This is a genomic window from Citrobacter pasteurii (assembly GCF_019047765.1).
In the GTDB taxonomy this organism is placed as follows: Bacteria; Pseudomonadota; Gammaproteobacteria; order Enterobacterales; family Enterobacteriaceae; genus Citrobacter; species Citrobacter pasteurii.
Genome location: NZ_CP077262.1, coordinates 1,659,785 through 1,678,150, shown reverse-complemented (window position 1 = coordinate 1,678,150; position 18,366 = coordinate 1,659,785). Strand labels below are relative to the sequence as shown.

At 54.8% G+C, this 18,366-nt stretch carries 11 protein-coding genes; all 11 read right to left on the bottom strand.

Features of this window, described 5'->3' with window-relative positions:
• Positions 1-32: 32 nt before the first annotated feature.
• Complete coding sequence (locus tag I6L54_RS08115) at positions 33-1,574, bottom strand: peptide MFS transporter (RefSeq protein WP_040233473.1); 1,542 nt, start codon at positions 1,572-1,574, stop codon at positions 33-35.
• A gap of 288 nt (positions 1,575-1,862) precedes the next feature.
• Positions 1,863-3,335, bottom strand: a complete 1,473-nt coding sequence (gene der / locus I6L54_RS08110) for a ribosome biogenesis GTPase Der (RefSeq protein WP_005120431.1) — start codon at positions 3,333-3,335, stop codon at positions 1,863-1,865.
• Positions 3,336-3,453: 118 nt separating this feature from the next.
• Complete coding sequence (bamB, locus tag I6L54_RS08105; protein WP_005120430.1) at positions 3,454-4,632, bottom strand: outer membrane protein assembly factor BamB; 1,179 nt, start codon at positions 4,630-4,632, stop codon at positions 3,454-3,456.
• Positions 4,633-4,642: 10 nt separating this feature from the next.
• The gene (locus I6L54_RS08100) at positions 4,643-5,263 is read right to left on the bottom strand and encodes a YfgM family protein (protein WP_005120429.1); all 621 of its coding nucleotides are present in this window, start codon (positions 5,261-5,263) and stop codon (positions 4,643-4,645) included.
• Positions 5,264-5,276: 13 nt separating this feature from the next.
• A complete protein-coding gene (gene hisS, locus I6L54_RS08095; protein ID WP_005120428.1) occupies positions 5,277-6,551 on the bottom strand; it encodes a histidine--tRNA ligase in 1,275 nt (424 codons plus the stop codon).
• 110 nt (positions 6,552-6,661) lie between these two features.
• The gene (ispG, locus tag I6L54_RS08090) at positions 6,662-7,780 is read right to left on the bottom strand and encodes a flavodoxin-dependent (E)-4-hydroxy-3-methylbut-2-enyl-diphosphate synthase (protein WP_040233471.1); all 1,119 of its coding nucleotides are present in this window, start codon (positions 7,778-7,780) and stop codon (positions 6,662-6,664) included.
• Positions 7,781-7,806: 26 nt separating this feature from the next.
• Complete coding sequence (gene rodZ / locus I6L54_RS08085) at positions 7,807-8,796, bottom strand: cytoskeleton protein RodZ (protein WP_040233469.1); 990 nt, start codon at positions 8,794-8,796, stop codon at positions 7,807-7,809.
• 284 nt (positions 8,797-9,080) lie between these two features.
• The gene (gene rlmN / locus I6L54_RS08080) at positions 9,081-10,247 is read right to left on the bottom strand and encodes a dual-specificity RNA methyltransferase RlmN (protein WP_003037713.1); all 1,167 of its coding nucleotides are present in this window, start codon (positions 10,245-10,247) and stop codon (positions 9,081-9,083) included.
• Positions 10,248-10,499: 252 nt separating this feature from the next.
• A complete protein-coding gene (gene ndk, locus I6L54_RS08075) occupies positions 10,500-10,931 on the bottom strand; it encodes a nucleoside-diphosphate kinase (RefSeq protein WP_003037710.1) in 432 nt (143 codons plus the stop codon).
• A gap of 137 nt (positions 10,932-11,068) precedes the next feature.
• Complete coding sequence (gene pbpC / locus I6L54_RS08070) at positions 11,069-13,381, bottom strand: peptidoglycan glycosyltransferase PbpC (protein WP_040233466.1); 2,313 nt, start codon at positions 13,379-13,381, stop codon at positions 11,069-11,071.
• Entirely contained in the window at positions 13,382-18,313 is a 4,932-nt protein-coding gene (locus I6L54_RS08065; protein WP_040233465.1) for an alpha-2-macroglobulin family protein, read from the bottom strand.
• Positions 18,314-18,366: the final 53 nt, after the last annotated feature.

The window sequence follows — 18,366 nt, the reverse complement described above, 5'->3', positions numbered from 1 at the left end:
AGAATGCCCGCCCCGGCAATGTCGAGGTGTTATCAGGCGCTGGTAACCGGTTTAGTCTGCGCATTCTCCAGCATACGGCGTACCGGAACAATGAGGACTACCAATACCGCAGCACAGATTATCAACGCGATAGAACAACGCGCAAACAGATCCGGCAGCATATCCAACTGGTCGGCTTTCACGTGACCGCCGATCAAACCCGCGGCCAGGTTACCCAGCGCACTGGCGCAGAACCACAGACCCATCATCTGCCCACGCATTCTTTCCGGTGCCAACAGCGTCATCGTCGCCAGACCAATCGGACTCAGACACAGTTCGCCAAGCGTCAGCATCAGGATGCTTCCCACCAGCCAGAAAGGCGAAACGCCTGCACCACCATTATTCAGCACGTTTTGCGCTGCCAGCATCATCAGGCCAAAACCCGCTGCGGCACACAGAATACCGATAACAAATTTAGTAATACTGCTCGGGCGAATGTTCATGCTGGCAAGCTTCGGCCACGCCCAGCTAAAGACCGGGGCCAGCAGGATGATAAACAGCGCGTTAATCGACTGGAACCAGACTGCCGGGATTTCAAAACCGCCGATCATACGATTAGTGTAGTCGTTAGCGAACAGGTTAAACGACGTTGGTTTTTGCTCAAATGCCGACCAGAAGAAGGCAGCGGAAACCAGCAGAATAAAGCAGACCAACAGTCTGGCTCGCTCTTTACGGTTCAGCCCTGCAAAGACAAACAGGTAGATGAAGTAGAGGGCTACGGATGCCGCAATCACATACACCAACACGCTGGCTACCGCGACCGGGTTAATCACAATCACACCTTGAGCAATCAGGGTAACAATGACTGCCACACCTACCGCCAGCGCCAACAACCACGTGCCTACGCCCTTTCTTTTGACTACCGGGCTGTTCCAGGTCGAGTCCAGACCGACTTCGCTGTCGTAGCGTTTCATCGCCGGAACAGCAAATACGCGGAAGATAATCAACGCGACCAGCATCCCGATGCCACCGATTCCAAAACCCCAATGCCAGCCATGAGATTTAATCAGCCACCCGGAGATCAACGGAGCAATGAAGGAGCCCATATTGATACCCATGTAGAACAGCGAGAAACCGCCATCACGACGCGCATCGCCTTTTTTATACAGCGTACCCACCATCACCGAGATACAGGTCTTAAACAGACCAGAGCCGAGCACGATAAACATCAGGCCGATAAAGAACAGGTTGTCACCCATGATGGCCGAGAGCGCAATCGACAGGTGACCAAGCGCAATCAGGATGGAGCCATACCATACCGCTTTTTGTTGGCCGAGCCAGTTATCCGCCAGCCACCCACCCGGCAACGCAGCAAGATACATCGTACCAGCAAAGATACCGACAATCGCCGACGCATTTTCACGCGCCAGCCCCATGCCGCCGTCATAAACGGTAGCCGCCATAAACAGGATCAGTAACGGGCGAATGCCATAAAACGAGAAACGCTCCCACATCTCTGTGAAGAACAATGAGCCGAGCGGATAAGGATGACCGAAGAAAGTTCGGCTTTCTTTTTGATTAACAGAGGATTGCATAATTCTCCCGAAAAGATATGTCGTGTGCTTGTAAACACCGTGATGTACGCCGGCCAGGTACGTAGCTGGTCGATTTTTTACATACGGCGAAGAGTTATTTAACCATTTGATAACCTGACAGTAGTTTTGTCTAGTACCAACCGGGTGACTTTAAGATGAAAATTCGACAATTGTCTACTTTCTTAGATTTAAACTTGGTAAAAAGCGAATAGTCATTGACAGCAAACAGACAGGTACAGGCGAAAAAAAGCCCGCGATTTACGCGGGCCTCTATCGCCATCAGCAAACTTACTTGCTTTTTTTGATGTGCTTAATCAAACGCTTACGCTTACGCATCTGAGTTGGTGTCAGTGTATTACGTTTGTTGGCAAACGGGTTTTCCCCTTCTTTGAACTGAATACGGATTGGTGTACCCATGACTTCCAGTGATTTGCGGAAGTAGTTCATCAGATAGCGCTTGTATGAATCCGGCAGGTCTTTCACCTGGTTACCATGAATCACCACAATCGGTGGGTTATAACCACCGGCGTGTGCATACTTAAGCTTCACACGGCGACCACGTACCAGCGGCGGCTGATGATCTTCTGCCGCCATGGTCATGATGCGAGTCAGCATCGCGGTGCTGACGCGGCGGGTCGAGCTGTCATACGCTTCGCGCACGGATTCGAACAGGTTACCTACACCGCTGCCGTGCAGCGCAGAGATAAAGTGAACGCGGGCAAAGTCGATAAAGCCCAGACGGAAGTCCAGTGTCTCTTTTACCTGTTCTTTCACTTCCTGTGTCAGGCCGTCCCATTTGTTGACGACGATAACAAGTGAGCGCCCACTATTGAGGATAAAGCCCAACAGCGAGAGGTCCTGATCGGAGATCCCTTCGCGTGCGTCAATCACCAGCATCACCACGTTGGCATCTTCAATTGCCTGCAACGTTTTGATTACGGAAAATTTTTCTACCGCTTCGGTAATTTTACCGCGCTTGCGCACGCCTGCGGTATCGATGAGCACATATTCGCGTTCATCACGCTGCATTGGGATATAAATACTGTCACGCGTGGTCCCCGGCATGTCGTAAACCACCACACGATCTTCGCCAAGAATACGGTTAGTAAGCGTGGACTTACCTACGTTCGGACGACCAACAATCGCCAGTTTGATCGGCAGATCCTGCGGGTTGAAGTCGTCTTCAGGCTCTTCTTCGCCATTTTCTTTGGCTTCCAGTTGCGCCCAATATTCCGCGTCTTCGTCCACTTCTTCCTGCGGAGCGACGTCATCCATCCACGGCAGCAGAACATGCTCCAACAGGCTGAGAACACCACGACCATGGGACGCCGCGATGGGGTAAATTTCGCCCAGCCCCAGCGAGTAAAAATCAACAACCGCCTGATCCGGATCGAGTCCGTCAGTTTTGTTGGCAACGAGGAAGGTTGGTTTCTGGCGCGCACGCAGATGCTTGGCAATGGCTTCATCTGCCGGCATCAGACCAGCACGCGCATCCACCATGAACAGCACAACGTCCGCTTCTTCGATAGCCAGCAACGACTGCTCAGCCATACGGGTTTCAACACCGTCTTCGGTGCCATCAATACCGCCAGTATCAATGCAGATAAACTCGCGGCCTTCAATTTCCGCACGACCGTACTTACGGTCACGAGTCAGACCCGGGAAATCCGCAACCAGCGCATCTCGGGTGCGAGTTAGACGGTTAAATAACGTGGATTTGCCAACGTTAGGGCGCCCGACAAGCGCGACCACAGGTACCATGTTTAAAGCCTCATTTAAAAAATCATCAGACAACGGACGCTATTTTTGCGCCATTGTTAAAAACAGTAAAACGGCCCCTGCACCAGGAGCCGTTTTTCAAAGCGAGCGGCCGCGACGATTAACGCGTAATGGAGTACAGCGTACCGTCTTTCGCCTGGATCAGCAGTTTACCATCAGCAGAGACCGGCTCTGTCAGGAAACCTGAGCTGTCGACTTTCTGCTGAGCGACAAAGCGACCATCTTCAACGTTAATCCAGTGCAGGTAGCCTTCGCTATCGCCTACGACCAGGTTGCCGTTATACAGAGCCGGAGACGTCAGCAGACGGTGCAGCAGATCGCTTTGCGTCCACAGCGTCACGCCGCCGTCGGTAGTCAGCGCCAGCACACGGTCATTCTGATCAACCAGATAGATACGATTACCATCGACGATGAAATCATTCACCGAGCCGAGCTCACGTTTCCACATGATCTGGCCGCTGCGCAGATCCAGCGCCGTCAGGTTACCATTATAAGCCAGTGCGTAAACTACGCCATTGACGATAACCGGCGTGGTATCGACATCACTCAGACGATCGATTTCGGTTGGGCCAGTGGCCTGAGAAATACGCTGCTGCCAAATCATCTGGCCCTGCTGCATCAGTACGGCACTTACGCGACCATTATCGCCACCCACAATAGCTGCGCCAAAGGCGGTCGCCGGAGCGGATTCACCACGTAAGGAAAGTGATGGCATGTCGAGGTTCACGGTCCATTTGATGGCGCCGTCAGCTTCGTTCAATGCCTGCAACTGGCCGTTGCTGGTGTGGATCAACACCATGCCATCGCTAACAACCGGACGAGACAGCGCTTCGCCGGCAACTTTCGTTTGCCATGCGGTGGTCCCGTCGCTGGTGTTAAGCGCATAAACCTGTGCTTTTTCGCTGCCAATATAAACATGGCCGCCCGACACGGTGACACCGCCAGAAAGCTGTGCAGATGCACGGGAGAACCAACCGTCTTTCTCACCCAGATTAACAGACCAGACTTCTTTGCCGTCGTCTGCGTTCAGCGCTTTCACCACACCGGCGCGAGAGGCTGCATAGACCACGTTATCCGCCAGCGCAGGATGAAGGTTGGAGTAGAAATCACCAATACCGTTACCTACAGAAGTGCTCCAGGCAGTAGACGGAGTAAACTGGTTTTCAACCACCGGTAACGGGGACATCTTAACGACATCTTCTTCGCCACTAAACAGTGAACAGCCGCTCAATAGGGTAACGGAAAGCAGCCCTGGCAGAAGTAATTTACGCAATTGCATCGGGTCCCTCTCAGATGGACAAATTATTGATTTTCATCTGCATCATTTCGCTCAGAGCAGGAGAGGCATCGCTTTTCACGCCCGCTTCCCATGCGCTACGCGCACCTTGTTTATCGCCTTTGCTCAGCAACGCTTCACCACGCAGATCGGCCACAATTGCCGCCCACCCTTCACCTTTAATGGTATCGAGTGTTTTCAGCGCGGTATCAGCCTGCTTAAGCTGAACCTGAACACGAGCAAGACGCAGATTAAGCACCGCTTTGAGATTCTCATCGCTGGTGGCGGCCAGACCTTGTTGTAACTGGGCCGCGGCTTTCTCTAGTTCGTTTTGGTCAACAAACTGCTGTGCCAGTTCCATTGACGCTAATGCGCCATAGGTGTTTTTGTTTTCCGCGGCAAATTTCTCTGCAGCAGGAATGCTATCAGGCTTACCTGCGCTAACCGCAGTCACCGTATTTTGATATGCCAGAGAAGCAGAGCGTGCGGACTCCGTCTGATGACTGGTCCAGTAACGCCAGCCGACCAGCGCGCCAACCCCTAAAATTACCCCAACAACCAGCGCTTTGCCGTTTTCAGCAAAGAAGCGTTTTACCGCATCAACCTGGTCGTGTTCGTTCTCGTAAATTTCCACGCTGTCCTTCTCCTTAGCCCAGTAGAGTGCGCAAATGCGCGGCAACGCTATCCTGCGCTACTGCCGTTTGCTCACCAGAGCGCAAATCCTTCACTACAACAGTACCGTCAGCCACTTCGGACTCACCCAGTACCAGTGCAACGCGGGCGCCCCACTTATCGGCGCGAGCAAACTGTTTCTTAAAGTTGCCGCCACCGTGGTTAGTCATCAGTTTCACACCAGGAACTTCATCGCGCAGACGTTCTGCAAGCCGCATTGCCGCCGACTGCGTGTCCGCCCCTGAAGCAACCAGGTATATATCGACAACAGGGGAGGCAATAAATTCCGAATTAACTGCCTGAACTAACAAAACAAGTCGTTCCAGGCCCATAGCAAAGCCTACAGCCGGCGTTGCGCGGCCGCCAAGTTGCTCTACCAGACCGTCATAACGACCACCTGCACACACGGTACCCTGTGAGCCCAGGCTGGTGGTGACCCACTCAAATACGGTGCGGTTGTAGTAATCAAGACCACGAACCAGACGCTGATTGACGGTGTAGGCAATACCTGCGGATTCCAGCAGTTTGCACAAACCCGCAAAATGCTCGCGCGAGTCGTCATCCAGATAGTCGCCCAGCGCAGGCGCGTCGTTGAGCAGCGCCTGTACTTCCGGGTTTTTGGAGTCGAGCACGCGCAGCGGGTTGGTGTACATGCGGCGCTTACAGTCTTCGTCCAGTTTATCTTTATACTGTTCCAGATAAGCCACCAGCGCATCACGGTAGTTCGCACGAGCTTCCAGCGACCCAATGGAGTTCAGCTCAAGTCTGACATGCTGGGAAATACCCAGCGCACGCCACCAGCGGGCGGTCAGCAGAATGAGTTCAGCATCAATATCCGGGCCTTGCAGGCCAAAAACTTCGCAACCCAACTGATGGAATTGACGATAGCGTCCTTTTTGCGGACGTTCGTGGCGGAACATCGGCCCGATATACCACAGACGCTGTTCCTGATTGTACAGGAGACCATGTTCGATGCCGGCGCGTACGCAGCCCGCAGTCCCTTCAGGACGCAACGTCAGGCTGTCGCCATTGCGGTCCTCAAAGGTATACATCTCTTTTTCAACCACGTCGGTGACTTCACCGATCGCGCGTTTGAATAACGGGGTCTGCTCTACAATCGGCAAGCGGATTTCACTGTAACCATAGCTGCCGAGCACGTTTTTGAGAGTGCCTTCAATGCGCTGCCAGATGGCGGTTTCGCCAGGCAGATAATCGTTCATGCCGCGAATGGCTTGAATGTTTTTTGCCACGTTTATTCTCTTTATGAATATAAAAATGAACCCTCAGCGCTAACCCGAACAATGCGGGCGCCATGCGGGTTCAATCATACACGGGAAGCATGCCGCTTCCCATCACGTTGTTATTTTTCAAGCTGCTGCACGTCGATACGACGCGCTTCGTCCAGAATACTTGCTTTAGCACGAATGCGGGCTTCAAGCTGCGTAATCATGTCGTCGTTATCGAGTCTGTCCTTACGCACGCCGTCTTCATACAGACCGCTTTTCTTGTTACCGCCCGTCACGCCCAGCGTAGAAACCAGCGCTTCACCAGGGCCGTTTACCACGCAGCCGATGATCGATACATCCATTGGCGTAATGATATCTTCCAGGCGTTGCTCCAGCGCGTTCACTGTACCGATAACGTCAAACTCCTGACGCGAGCAGGTTGGGCAAGCGATAAAGTTGATCCCGCGCGCACGAATGCGCAGTGATTTCAGAATATCAAAGCCCACTTTGATCTCTTCCACCGGATCCGCCGCCAGAGAAACACGCAGCGTATCGCCGATCCCTTCAGATAACAGCAGGCCGAGGCCGATCGCGGACTTCACGGAACCACTACGCAGGCCACCGGCTTCGGTGATCCCCAGATGCAGCGGCTGATCGATCTGTTTCGCCAGCAGGCGATAAGATTCCACGGCGAGGAAAACGTCAGACGCTTTCACGCTGACTTTGAACTGATCGAAGTTCAGTCGATCGAGATGATCCACATGGCGCATCGCAGATTCCAGCAGCGCCTGCGGCGTCGGCTCACCGTATTTTTCCTGCAGATCTTTTTCCAGCGATCCGGCATTGACGCCGATGCGGATAGGAATATTTTTATCACGAGCGCAATCCACCACCATGCGAATACGCTCTTCATTACCGATATTACCTGGGTTGATACGCAGGCAATCAACGCCGTATTCCGCCACCTTCAGCGCGATACGATAGTCGAAGTGAATATCAGCAACCAGCGGGACGTTAACCTGCTGTTTGATAAGCTTGAACGCTTCTGCGGCATCCATTGTCGGTACAGAGACACGAACAATGTCTGCGCCTACGCGTTCCAGCGCTTTAATCTGATTAACCGTTGCTTCCACATCCGTGGTACGCGTATTGGTCATCGACTGTACGGCGATGGGCGCGCCATCGCCGATCGGCACGTTCCCAACGTAAATGCGTGTCGATTTTCTACGTTGAATTGGAGCCTGGTTATGCATTAAAAAATCTCCCGCATTGCCGTCTGTTACTGAGCCGTTGATTGTTCGGCATTAACGGTCAGACGCGCAACCTGGTTAGTTCTGATAAAACGACTTAGATCGACAGGTTTACCCTGGAACTGAATCTGCACTGCCGCCGGAGCGCCAATTTTCAGTTTATATGGCGCCTGACCGACCAGATTCAGATTGCCATCTTTACGCTGCATCCCGCTGAACAGTTTCTTGCCGGTCGCATCGGTGACTTCCAGCCAGCAGTCGGCAGTAAAGTTCATCACCAGCGCGTTAGGATCGCCAGCCGGTGTCGTGACGCCAGCCTGGTCAGTCGGCAGCGGTGCTGCAACGGCCGGTGCGGTTGCGGTATCAACGTTAGCCTGAGAAGGCGCCACAACGGCGTTCTGTTGCGCATCAGCAGCCGGAGCCTGAGTCGCGGCGGCATTTTGTTGCGCTGGCGCTGCATCCGTTACCGCGCCATTGTCAGCAGCCGACGTGGTATCCGGGCTTGCTGCAGCGCTGGTATCTAACGGTACATTCTGCGCACCCTCTTTACCGGCATTCAACTCAGCGGAGGATTGATCGGCCATGGTGGTGATCTCTTCCTGCTGCGCCTTATGGTTCTGCCACCACCAGGCGCCTGTCAGTCCGACAACGACAAACAGTACCAGCCAGGTAAAGGTCATTAACCAACCATCGCGTTTCTTACGACGCTTACCGAGCGAAAAGCTCTGCATCGGTGCGACTTTGGCAGGACGAATCGGAGCCTGTTTTTCCAACCCTGGCAACAGTTCTTCTTCAGGAATATGCACCAGACGCGCATAAGAACGGATATACCCGCGCAGAAATGTTGAAGCGAGATCGGCTGGCGCCTTATCTTCTTCAATATCGCGTACCGTGGAAACCTTCAGGCAGAGTCGTTCCGCGACCACCTGCTGGCTGAATCCGAGTTGTTCACGGGCATTGCGCAGACGAACGCCGGTGGAGAGTGCTTCATTTTTGTCGTGCGTGGCTTCAGTATTCATTCGCTACAGCTGCGTAAATTTGGGTTCTGATGCCGGCGAGCCACAATGCTCACCCACACCGCGAAACATCTGGTCAGTTAACCTTCGTCAGACAGTATAAAACGGTCAGACTATCAATGACAAAACAGCGTAAACCTGAGGGCTAAACGCTTGTTGAACCGCTACATACTGCCTTAAAGTCGACTAAAACGCACCGTTATTATTGCTCAGACGACTACAACAAAGGACCTTATGTAACTTACATTGCACTACGGTACATTATTTATACCGTAGTGCATTCGGCATCAAACGGTTTTGATATCGATAGCATCGCCTTGCATACGCTTGCGCAGAGTACGCTTAGTACGGTCAATAACGTCGCCCGCCAGCTGACCACAGGCTGCATCGATGTCATCGCCACGTGTTTTGCGCACGATGGTGGTGAAACCATAGCTCATCAGCACTTTGGAGAAACGATCGATACGGCTGTTAGAACTACGGCCATACGGCGCGCCCGGGAACGGGTTCCACGGGATCAGGTTGATCTTACACGGCGTATCTTTCAGCAGTTCAGCAAGCTGATGAGCATGCTCAGTGCCATCGTTGATGTGATCCAACATCACATACTCGATGGTTACACGACCCTGATTCGCATTGGATTTCTCCAGATAGCGGCGCACAGCCCCGAGGAACGTTTCGATATTGTACTTCTTGTTGATAGGCACAATTTCGTCACGAATTTCATCATTTGGCGCATGCAGAGAAATCGCCAGTGCGACATCAATCATATCGCCCAGTTTATCCAGCGCAGGGACAACGCCTGAGGTGGAGAGCGTAACGCGACGCTTGGACAGCCCGAACCCAAAGTCATCCAGCATGATTTCCATCGCCGGCACCACGTTGGTCAGGTTGAGCAGTGGCTCACCCATCCCCATCATCACCACGTTGGTGATAGGACGCACGCCCGTTGCTTTCACCGCGCCGACGATTTTCGCCGCACGCCAGACCTGACCAATGATTTCCGACACCCGCAGGTTACGGTTAAAGCCCTGCTGCGCCGTAGAGCAGAATTTACACTCTAATGCGCAACCGACCTGTGAAGAAACACACAAGGTGGCACGATCGTCTTCCGGGATATACACGGTTTCGACACGCTGATCGCCAACCGCGATGGCCCATTTGATCGTACCGTCAGAGGAACGCTGCTCTTCCACCACTTCCGGGGCGCGAATTTCAGCCACTTCTTTCAGCTTGTTACGCAGAACCTTATTGATGTCAGTCATGTCATCAAAGTTGTCGCTGCAATAGTGGTACATCCACTTCATGACCTGATCGGCACGAAACGGTTTTTCGCCCATTTCTTTGAAGAATTCGCGCATTTGCTGACGGTTCAGATCCAGCAGGTTAATTTTTCCATTTTTATTTGGAACCGCAGGAATGACGACTTCAGAGGTGTTAACTAATTCAGACATAATTTTTTCCGGCCTCGTTGTTACACGTTGTGGCCCGTGGAGGGTTAAAAAGAAACGCCCCGGCAAGCGATCTGCTCTTCCGGGGCGTTGCATTGTACAAAGTCTGGCGCAGGGATGCCACGTTTGCACGAAGCATTAGCGAAAATAATATGTAAAGAAAGAACGTAGGCTTGATAAGACGCCTCGCGTCGCCATCAGGCAAAGCAGTGCCGGATGCGCTAAACGCTTATCCGGCCTACAGGACGAGCTTTATTAGCGAGTGCGCGGGCAAACCTCGCCTTCACCAAAGAAATAGGCGATTTCACGCGCCGCAGACTCAACGGAGTCAGAACCATGGGTGCCGTTCTCAGTAAAGCTGTCAGCATAATCTGCGCGCAGAGTACCAGCCAGCGCATTTGCCGGGTTGGTTGCACCCAGCAGATCGCGATGGCGCTGTACGGCATTTTCGCTTTCCAGAACAGAAACAACGATTGGACCAGAGGTCATGAATTCAACCAGACCGTCAAAGAACGGCTTGCCATCATGCTCGGCGTAGAAGCCGCGCGCCTGCTCAACGGTCAGGTGCAGCATTTTAGTACCGACAATTTTGAACCCTGCTGCTTCAAAGCGCGCAAAGATGCTCCCAATAACGTTTTTTGCCACCGCGTTTGGTTTGATGATGGAAAAAGTACGTTCAATAGCCATGATTACCTCTGAAAAAGATGTTTTGTTGTGGTTTACCTGGCGCGGATTATAAAGAGCATCCCGGCAATTGACTATTGACGAAGATAACATTTCTTTAAAATAAGATGAATTTTAGCAACAAACAGTGACCAACTGGTCTACTGCAACGAAAATCTCACCGTCGCCACCTGGCCTGCGTCATCCATCACCAGCAGTTGATAATCCCCTTTGGTCGCCAACTGTAGCGTCAGACGACGTCCGCGTTCATCCAGCCGTTCACCGTTAAGAAACCACCAGCGATCGCCAGACCCGCCGCTGGTTTGTACCGGCAATGAGGCCAGCGCAGAGCCAGGTAAACGCCTCACAATCGCGCCATCGCGAACGCCTGTCAACTGCAACGGCAGGGAAGCATCCTGTCCCAGTGGCGGGCACGTGGCAGAAACCGGCGGTAGCCTTGCCCCACGGCGCTCTGACTCCGGTAACCATTGCTCCAGCGGCAAAGGCCAGACGATTAACGTTTGCTCGTGCGCCTGTGGGCAATCCGCCGCCACACGTTTGCCTTCATCGTCCAGCCAGATGGGGAAACGAATGCCACTCACGCCTTCCTGTTCGGGCAATAACAACGTTGGCGGCTGGCTACCGTCCAGTAGCCAGGTCGCTAAGCGGCGACGGCAGTTGCCGTCTCCGTCTGGCAAAAATTGCCCGCCAGGCCAGCACACTACGCCCCGACTGACCGACTCTGGTCGCGGGTCTTCCGGCTGATTTGTCCCGCGAGAGAGCAAAAGATTGTTGACCTGATTGAGCAACGGCACAGCGCTGGCAAAACCAAACTGCCCCACCACCGGCGTACCGTCGGGCCTGCCGGTCCAGATGCCAATCACATAACGGGCGTTAACGCCAATCGCCCACGCGTCGCGATAGCCATAGCTGGTACCCGTTTTCCATGCCAATGGCACCACGTGGCTCAGTGCGTTATCCGGCAGCGGCTGTGCTTCGTCAGCCATAATGCGGCGAATAATCCACGCCGCACCTGCTGACATCAACGGACGCTCCAGCAGCGGGTCGTCTGGCTGCAGGCGCAGTTTTCCCGCGTTCCCCTGGCGGGCAAAGGCGCTGTACGCTGCGGCCATATCTTCAAGTCTCGCCCCCGCGCCGCCCAAAATCAGCGACAGATTCGGCGCGGCTCCTGCGGGTAAGTACAACGGCAAGCCCACATTACGTAATTTTGCGGCAAAACGCTTCGGGCCATAGGCTTCGAGTACCTGCACGGCGGGTAAATTCAGCGAACGCACCAGCGCTTCGCTCATACTCACCGGGCCATGAAAACCACTGTCAAAATTCCCTGGTCGATAATCCCCGGTGCGACGCGGTACATCTTGCAACAATGAAGCCGGATGGATGAGTCCGTCATCCAACGCCAGACCATAGATGAACGGCTTCAGCACCGAGCCCGGCGAACGAATCGCATTCACCATATCCACATGACCAAAGCGGGAGTCGTCATTCATATCTACCGAGCCGACCCAGCCACGCACGCTCATGTCGGTGTGATCGACCACAATCATCGCCAGCGAACTGCGCGCAGGTAAGCGCCCCTTCCAGTTTTGCGCCAGCTCTTCCAGCTGGCGCTGCAATCCGGCGTCAAGGGTGGTCACGATTTTATCGCTCCGGCTTTTTCCCAGCATCATGCGCGAGAATAACGGCGCGAGCTGCGGCATTTGTCGGGGCGCCAGCCAGACCGGTTCTTCGCGTGATTCCTGCACTTGTCTGGCTGGCCAAATACCCTGCGTTGCCATGCGTTCGAGAACTTTATTTCGCGCGGCTTCGGCGCGATCCGGCCAACGATCCGGGCGCAGGCGACTCGGTGCCTGCGGCAGCACGGCCAGCAGCGCGGCATCGGAATAACTCAATTGCGCGGGTGATTTCCCAAGATAGGCCCAGCTTGCGGCTCCCACCCCTTGCAGCGTACCGCCGAACGGCGCGCGGTTAAGATACAGCGTCAGGATGTCGCGCTTGGAGAGATGCCATTCCAGCTGCAATGCGCGCCAGAGTTGGCGGAATTTGCCGCCGAAGGTGCGCGGATGGGGATCGAGCAATCGTGCGACCTGCATGGTGAGCGTGCTACCGCCCGAAACCACGCGCCCGGAGGAGAGATCCTGCCATGCCGCACGCAGCACTGAAAAAGGATTAACGCCAGGATGTTTCCAGAACCAGCGGTCTTCGTAGTTAATTAACGCCTCAAGGTACCGGGGGGACACTTCATCAATTGTCACCGGATAGCGCCAGATGCCATCCGCGTCGGCGAAGCGCCAGAGCGGCGTACCATCATAGGCCACCACGACACGCGCCGGATCGACTTCGTGCAGCGGCAGCGGCCAGATTTTATCTGCCGCCCAAACCGCCGCCGCAAGCAATAACGTAGCTGCTGCCAGCCAGAGCCAGCAGCCGTGTTTACCCAACCCACGCATCATTTACGGTCTGACAATCAACAGTCCCTCTGTCGCACCGGTCGCGCGCCACTGCGGAACGTACATTGACTCCACCTGCGGCACAGGAACCTGATACGTTCCCGGCGTTACCGCCCGCGCCAGATACACCAGCGTCACCGGCTGTCCTTCGTTGACCGCCACCGCGGCGACAAAGCGATCGTCGCGGAACTCAACGTGCTGGATATTCGCCTGCTGCATCTGATTGAGCAGATTAGCCACCTCGCTGCCGCTGTCCTGCAGGCTGGCGCTGCCGTTGGCCAGATTCTGGTTTTCCAGTTCCAGGCCCGCTGGCAGTAAGTCGACCACCAGCGCATCCGGTACGTTCTGGCTGGCTTTCACCTCCAGCCAGACCAGCACCAGTTCGCCGCTGCGCAGAGAATCCAGCGATTTGCTGTTCCCGTCGAGCCCCAGGATCTGACGCTCAATATGCAGAACGTTGCTGACAGGCGTTGGCGAGGTTTGCGGGTAACCGCTCACATCCAGACGCAACCACAGAGGCAGATTACCGGTATTGGTCACGCTCAGCGTAGACAGCGCGTCGGCATCCAGATTACGCGTCTGTGATTTCTCTGCGGCTAACGGCTGTTCAGAGAGTGACGTTTGCGCCTGCCACGAGCCAGGTAAATCCTGTAACGTACGCGCGGCAAGGAACAGCGCATTATTTTCCTGGGTAGAGAGCCAGCGCTGCCCAAAGGCCTGTTCTGACAAGGTGTTCAGCAGCGTATTCTGTACCTCAGGTTTAAGTTTGTTTTCTTCCAGCAAGGCCAGCATCAACGCGTTGTCGCGCAGCTGGCTGCCGTAATCCGCCATCCACTGCTGCGCATCGCGGCGTGGCGTATTCAACGCCAGGGTCAACGCCTGTTCACTACGGTTAGCATCGCCCATATTTTTCAGCGCAATACCCAGTTGCAATAGCGGTAAACCCGAAGCCGCCTGCGTACGGCGCTCCCAGATCTCACGCAGCGCGCCGAGCGGGGCTTTCTGCTGACGAGCCAGTACCAGCGCGGCGTAGGCCTGGACGGCAAACCGGCTCGCTGATGCGTCGTCGGTATAACGAATCGACATCATGCCCGGATCCTGCAAGTAGCGCAGAAGTCGCTCGTTGCCCCGGTTAATGACCTCTACCGGCACGCTGTAGCCCTGTTCATTCGCCCGAACGAGGAAATCCATCACATACGCGGTCAGCCAGTACTCTTCCGCTCCGTTCTTATCCCACAGCGCAAACCCGCCGTTGTCACGCTGCATTTGCAGTAAACGAGAGATACCAATCTCTACTGCCGCACGGCGTTTTTCATCGCTGTCGCCCGCGATACCCAACGCCTTCAGTTGCGCGGCGTTGGTGTATAAAGACGGGAACAACCCGCTCGCCGTTTGCTCAAGGCAACCGTAAGGATAAGCTTTCAGTTCACGGATGTAGCGCGCCAGATTCAGCGGCGGTTTACCGCTGAACAGCAGTTGTCCCTGCATTGTCGCTGGGGAGAAATTCGTCAGTTCTTCACCCGGAAGCTGCCAGGTTGCGCCCGGCTGAAGTGCGACCCCGGTGTTAACGGTTTGCGCCGGGAACGCCGGACGCACGCCAATCTTCCACTGTTTATGCTGAACAGGCAGCGTTTCACCCGGCAAAGTCAGACCGCTAATCTGCGCCTGAATTTCGCCATCGCCAAAGCCCTCCCGCGCACGCACCGGAATAAACAACGTAGTCCGTACGCCAGGCGCCAGATTTACCGGCGCGGGATCTTGTCCCATCAGCTCCAGTAAACCGCTGGCTACGAGCTTAATGTCCAGCGTTTGCGGTTTGTCAGTCAGGTTGGTCACATCCAGCGTCAGGCGCGACGTATCTCCCCCTGCCAGAAAGCGCGGCATATTCAGTTCAGCAATCACCGGCGCGGCGACAATCACTTTGCTTTCATTACTGCCAAAGTCTTCCGCCGTCCAGGCTTGCGCCATGACCCGCAGCTCACCGTTGAAATCGCCAATCGGTAACGTCACCGCCCCCTCGCCCTGCTCGTTGAGCGTGACCGGCAACGCCTGTTGCGCCACGATGTTAACATGATTGACCGGCGGTTTGCCGCCGCGTTTTAACTCATCGCCATCACCACCAAAGCGCAATGCCGCCAGACGCCCCTGACCTTCGATTACCTGGCCGTAAATATCATAAATATCCGCGCCATAGCGTTTTTGCCCGAAAAACGCCTGCCACGGATCCGGCGTGACGTAATCCGTAATATTCAGGACCCCGCTGTCAACGGCAGAGACCAGTACATTAACCTGTTTTGGCACGTCACCATTTTTAACGCTGGCTTTAATCTTGACGGTCAACGGCTGATTGGGCCGTATTTTCGCCGGACTTTCCAGCGCCAGCCCCAGACGACGGTTTTCATCACCTAACGGTAAATGCAGTAACCCGACCGCCCGTTTTGGCGTTGCTGAGCGGGATTTATCGCCAGGGCGTATCACTAAAGCGCTGAGATACAGGTCATGGCGGTTCCAGCTTTTATCGACCGGGATGGAGAGATCAAGACCCTCCGTCGGCACGTCGATCTCTTGCCACCACAGCGGACCTTCGCTGGATTCAACCATCGCATAGCCTTTGCCAGCGGCGGGCGCGGCAATGTGCAGCGTCATAGTATCGCCGGGACGGTAATTGGGTTTGTCCAGTTTCAACGTCACGCGATCGGGACGTACTGACCCGCTGCCGTCGCTGTTATCCTGCCAGCTATAACCGGCCCAGAAGCGCACGCTGCTCACCGCATCATTCGGTGCTTTCACTTCCAGGCGATAGGCGCCCCACTCAACCGGGAAACTGACTTTACCGGTTTCATCGGCCTTAAGCTCCAGGGTCTGCTCACCTTCCACCAGATCTTTTTGATCAAACTGTGATTGCCAGCCCTCGCCTTCAGACCAGTTCCAGTAATAATCACGGCGTTCACGGATCAAACGCACCTGCAAACCGGACACCGCTTTTTTCTCGCCTTGCGCATCGGCATACACAATGTCGAAAGCGGCGTTGCTGTTTTCATCAACGATAGGCTGATTCACGGTGGTATCGGTGCGGTAGTCATAAACGGCTTTTGCCGCAAACTGCGGACGAATACCCGGCAGCGTATCCGCAGGCCAGATGGCTTGTTCAACCCGACGCGTCACCGGACGGCCGCCCGACTCCAGCAGGCTGGCTTGCAGAATGACCTGTAACGGGGAATGCGTCTCCTGCCACTGGCTGTTGGTGGTCACTTCGCCGCGACCGTGGTCATCCAGCGTGAGCTGAACTTCATCGAGGCTGCGGGAAAGGTTTTCTTCGGCGATATTCCCAAACTGGAAGCCCGGCAATGCCTGAACCGCATCCCGCAATGGACGCAGATAAAGCTGTCCTTGCAGCGCATTGCCGTTGGCGGGCGCGCCGTACAGGTAGTAGCCCACCACCGAGAACTTCACTTCATCAGTTGGTGCCACTGGCCTCTTGTTTGCGGTGAGATTGAGCGCCATTCGCTCCGGCATAAAGTCTTCGACGTGGAAATCCCACATCCGCGACTGGTTATCACCGGTATTAGCCCGAATATGCCACATGCCGGTTGGCGCGCTGCTGTCCAGCGGCCAGCTAAAGCGGTACAAGCCGTTTTCCGGTTGGCTAACTACCGAGCGTAAAACCTGTCCGTCGGGTTTCACGATCTCCAGCTTCACCGGCTGGTCGGGCAACGTTTTACCATCGCTGTCGCGCAGTAATCCGTTGAGGATCACCGTTTCGCCAGGACGATAGAGATCGCGTGGGCCGAACATAAAGAACTGTTTGCTGTATCCCGGCGCGCCAGCGATATCAAATTCAGCCAGATCCAACGCCGGGAGCTTCAGATCCAGCAGCGTGGTTTGCCCGTCTTTGCGGGCCAGCAATAAGGCGGCGTCTTTATCCGTCTCGAGCTTCACGTGCCCCTGAGCGTCGCTGGTCGCCTGTGCCAGCGTCTGTCCTTTTTCATTGAGTAAGGTAACATCAATCCCCTGCTGCGCGGCGCCGTTTTCCAGACTCTGCGTAAAGACATCCAGTTGATTATGGTAACGGTGTGCAGACACACCAATATCGCTGAGCGTGAACAACGTCGCGGCATTGCTGTAGTTGTAATGTCCGGCCTGATTCATCACCGCCACGTACACGCCCGCCTGCTGCAGCGGCTTGATATCGCTCAGCGGCAGCAGCAGTTTCTCGCGGGTATTGCGCGCAGGATTGAGGTCAAAGCGCCCGGTATACACCAGTTCCGCCATTTTCAGCAGATTGTCGGACTCCCAGTTAGACAACGAATTGCGGTATTCCCACTGGCTGACAAACGCACCGAGCGACTCAGGCTTCACGCGAAAGAAGTTCACATCCACGCTATTGACGTTAAGAGCCATCACCGGCAGCCCTTCAATCACTTTTCCCGGCAGCAGCGAGCCGCGACTGGCGAAGCCTACGCTTGGCTGGACGTCGCGGGTGGTAATATTTTTTTCATAGTCGATAGCGAACGTCGCTTTATTCAGTGCCAATAAATCACGCTCAATGGTCACCACCAGCTCGCGGTTAGGTTCGAGGTGGCGTAAGCGTAGCTCTTTCAGATTTGGCGCCAGCTCCCAGGCCCCATCCACTTTGCCGCTTTTTTTATCGACAACATGCAGTACGCGAGAAAAATCTTGTTCAGGATCGAGAGGAATAGAAAAAGTCAGCACCAGCGTCGCCGCACCATCCAACTGGACTTCTGAGGCATCCAGCAGCGTCAACGGCTTGCCCTGGCTTTGCTGCATCAGCTTTTGTAATTGCCCCGGATCTTTTGCCGGCGTGGTCTGTGGGGCGGGCGTATCATTTTTTGCCGCCACCGACGGCTTATCGTTATTATCGCACCCCGCCAGCGCCAACATCAGCATACAGGCCACTACGCGTAAATGTTTCATTTTTCATCCCTGGCCTGAGTGGCCCGTTAGCTACGTAGAACAACTATTATGCG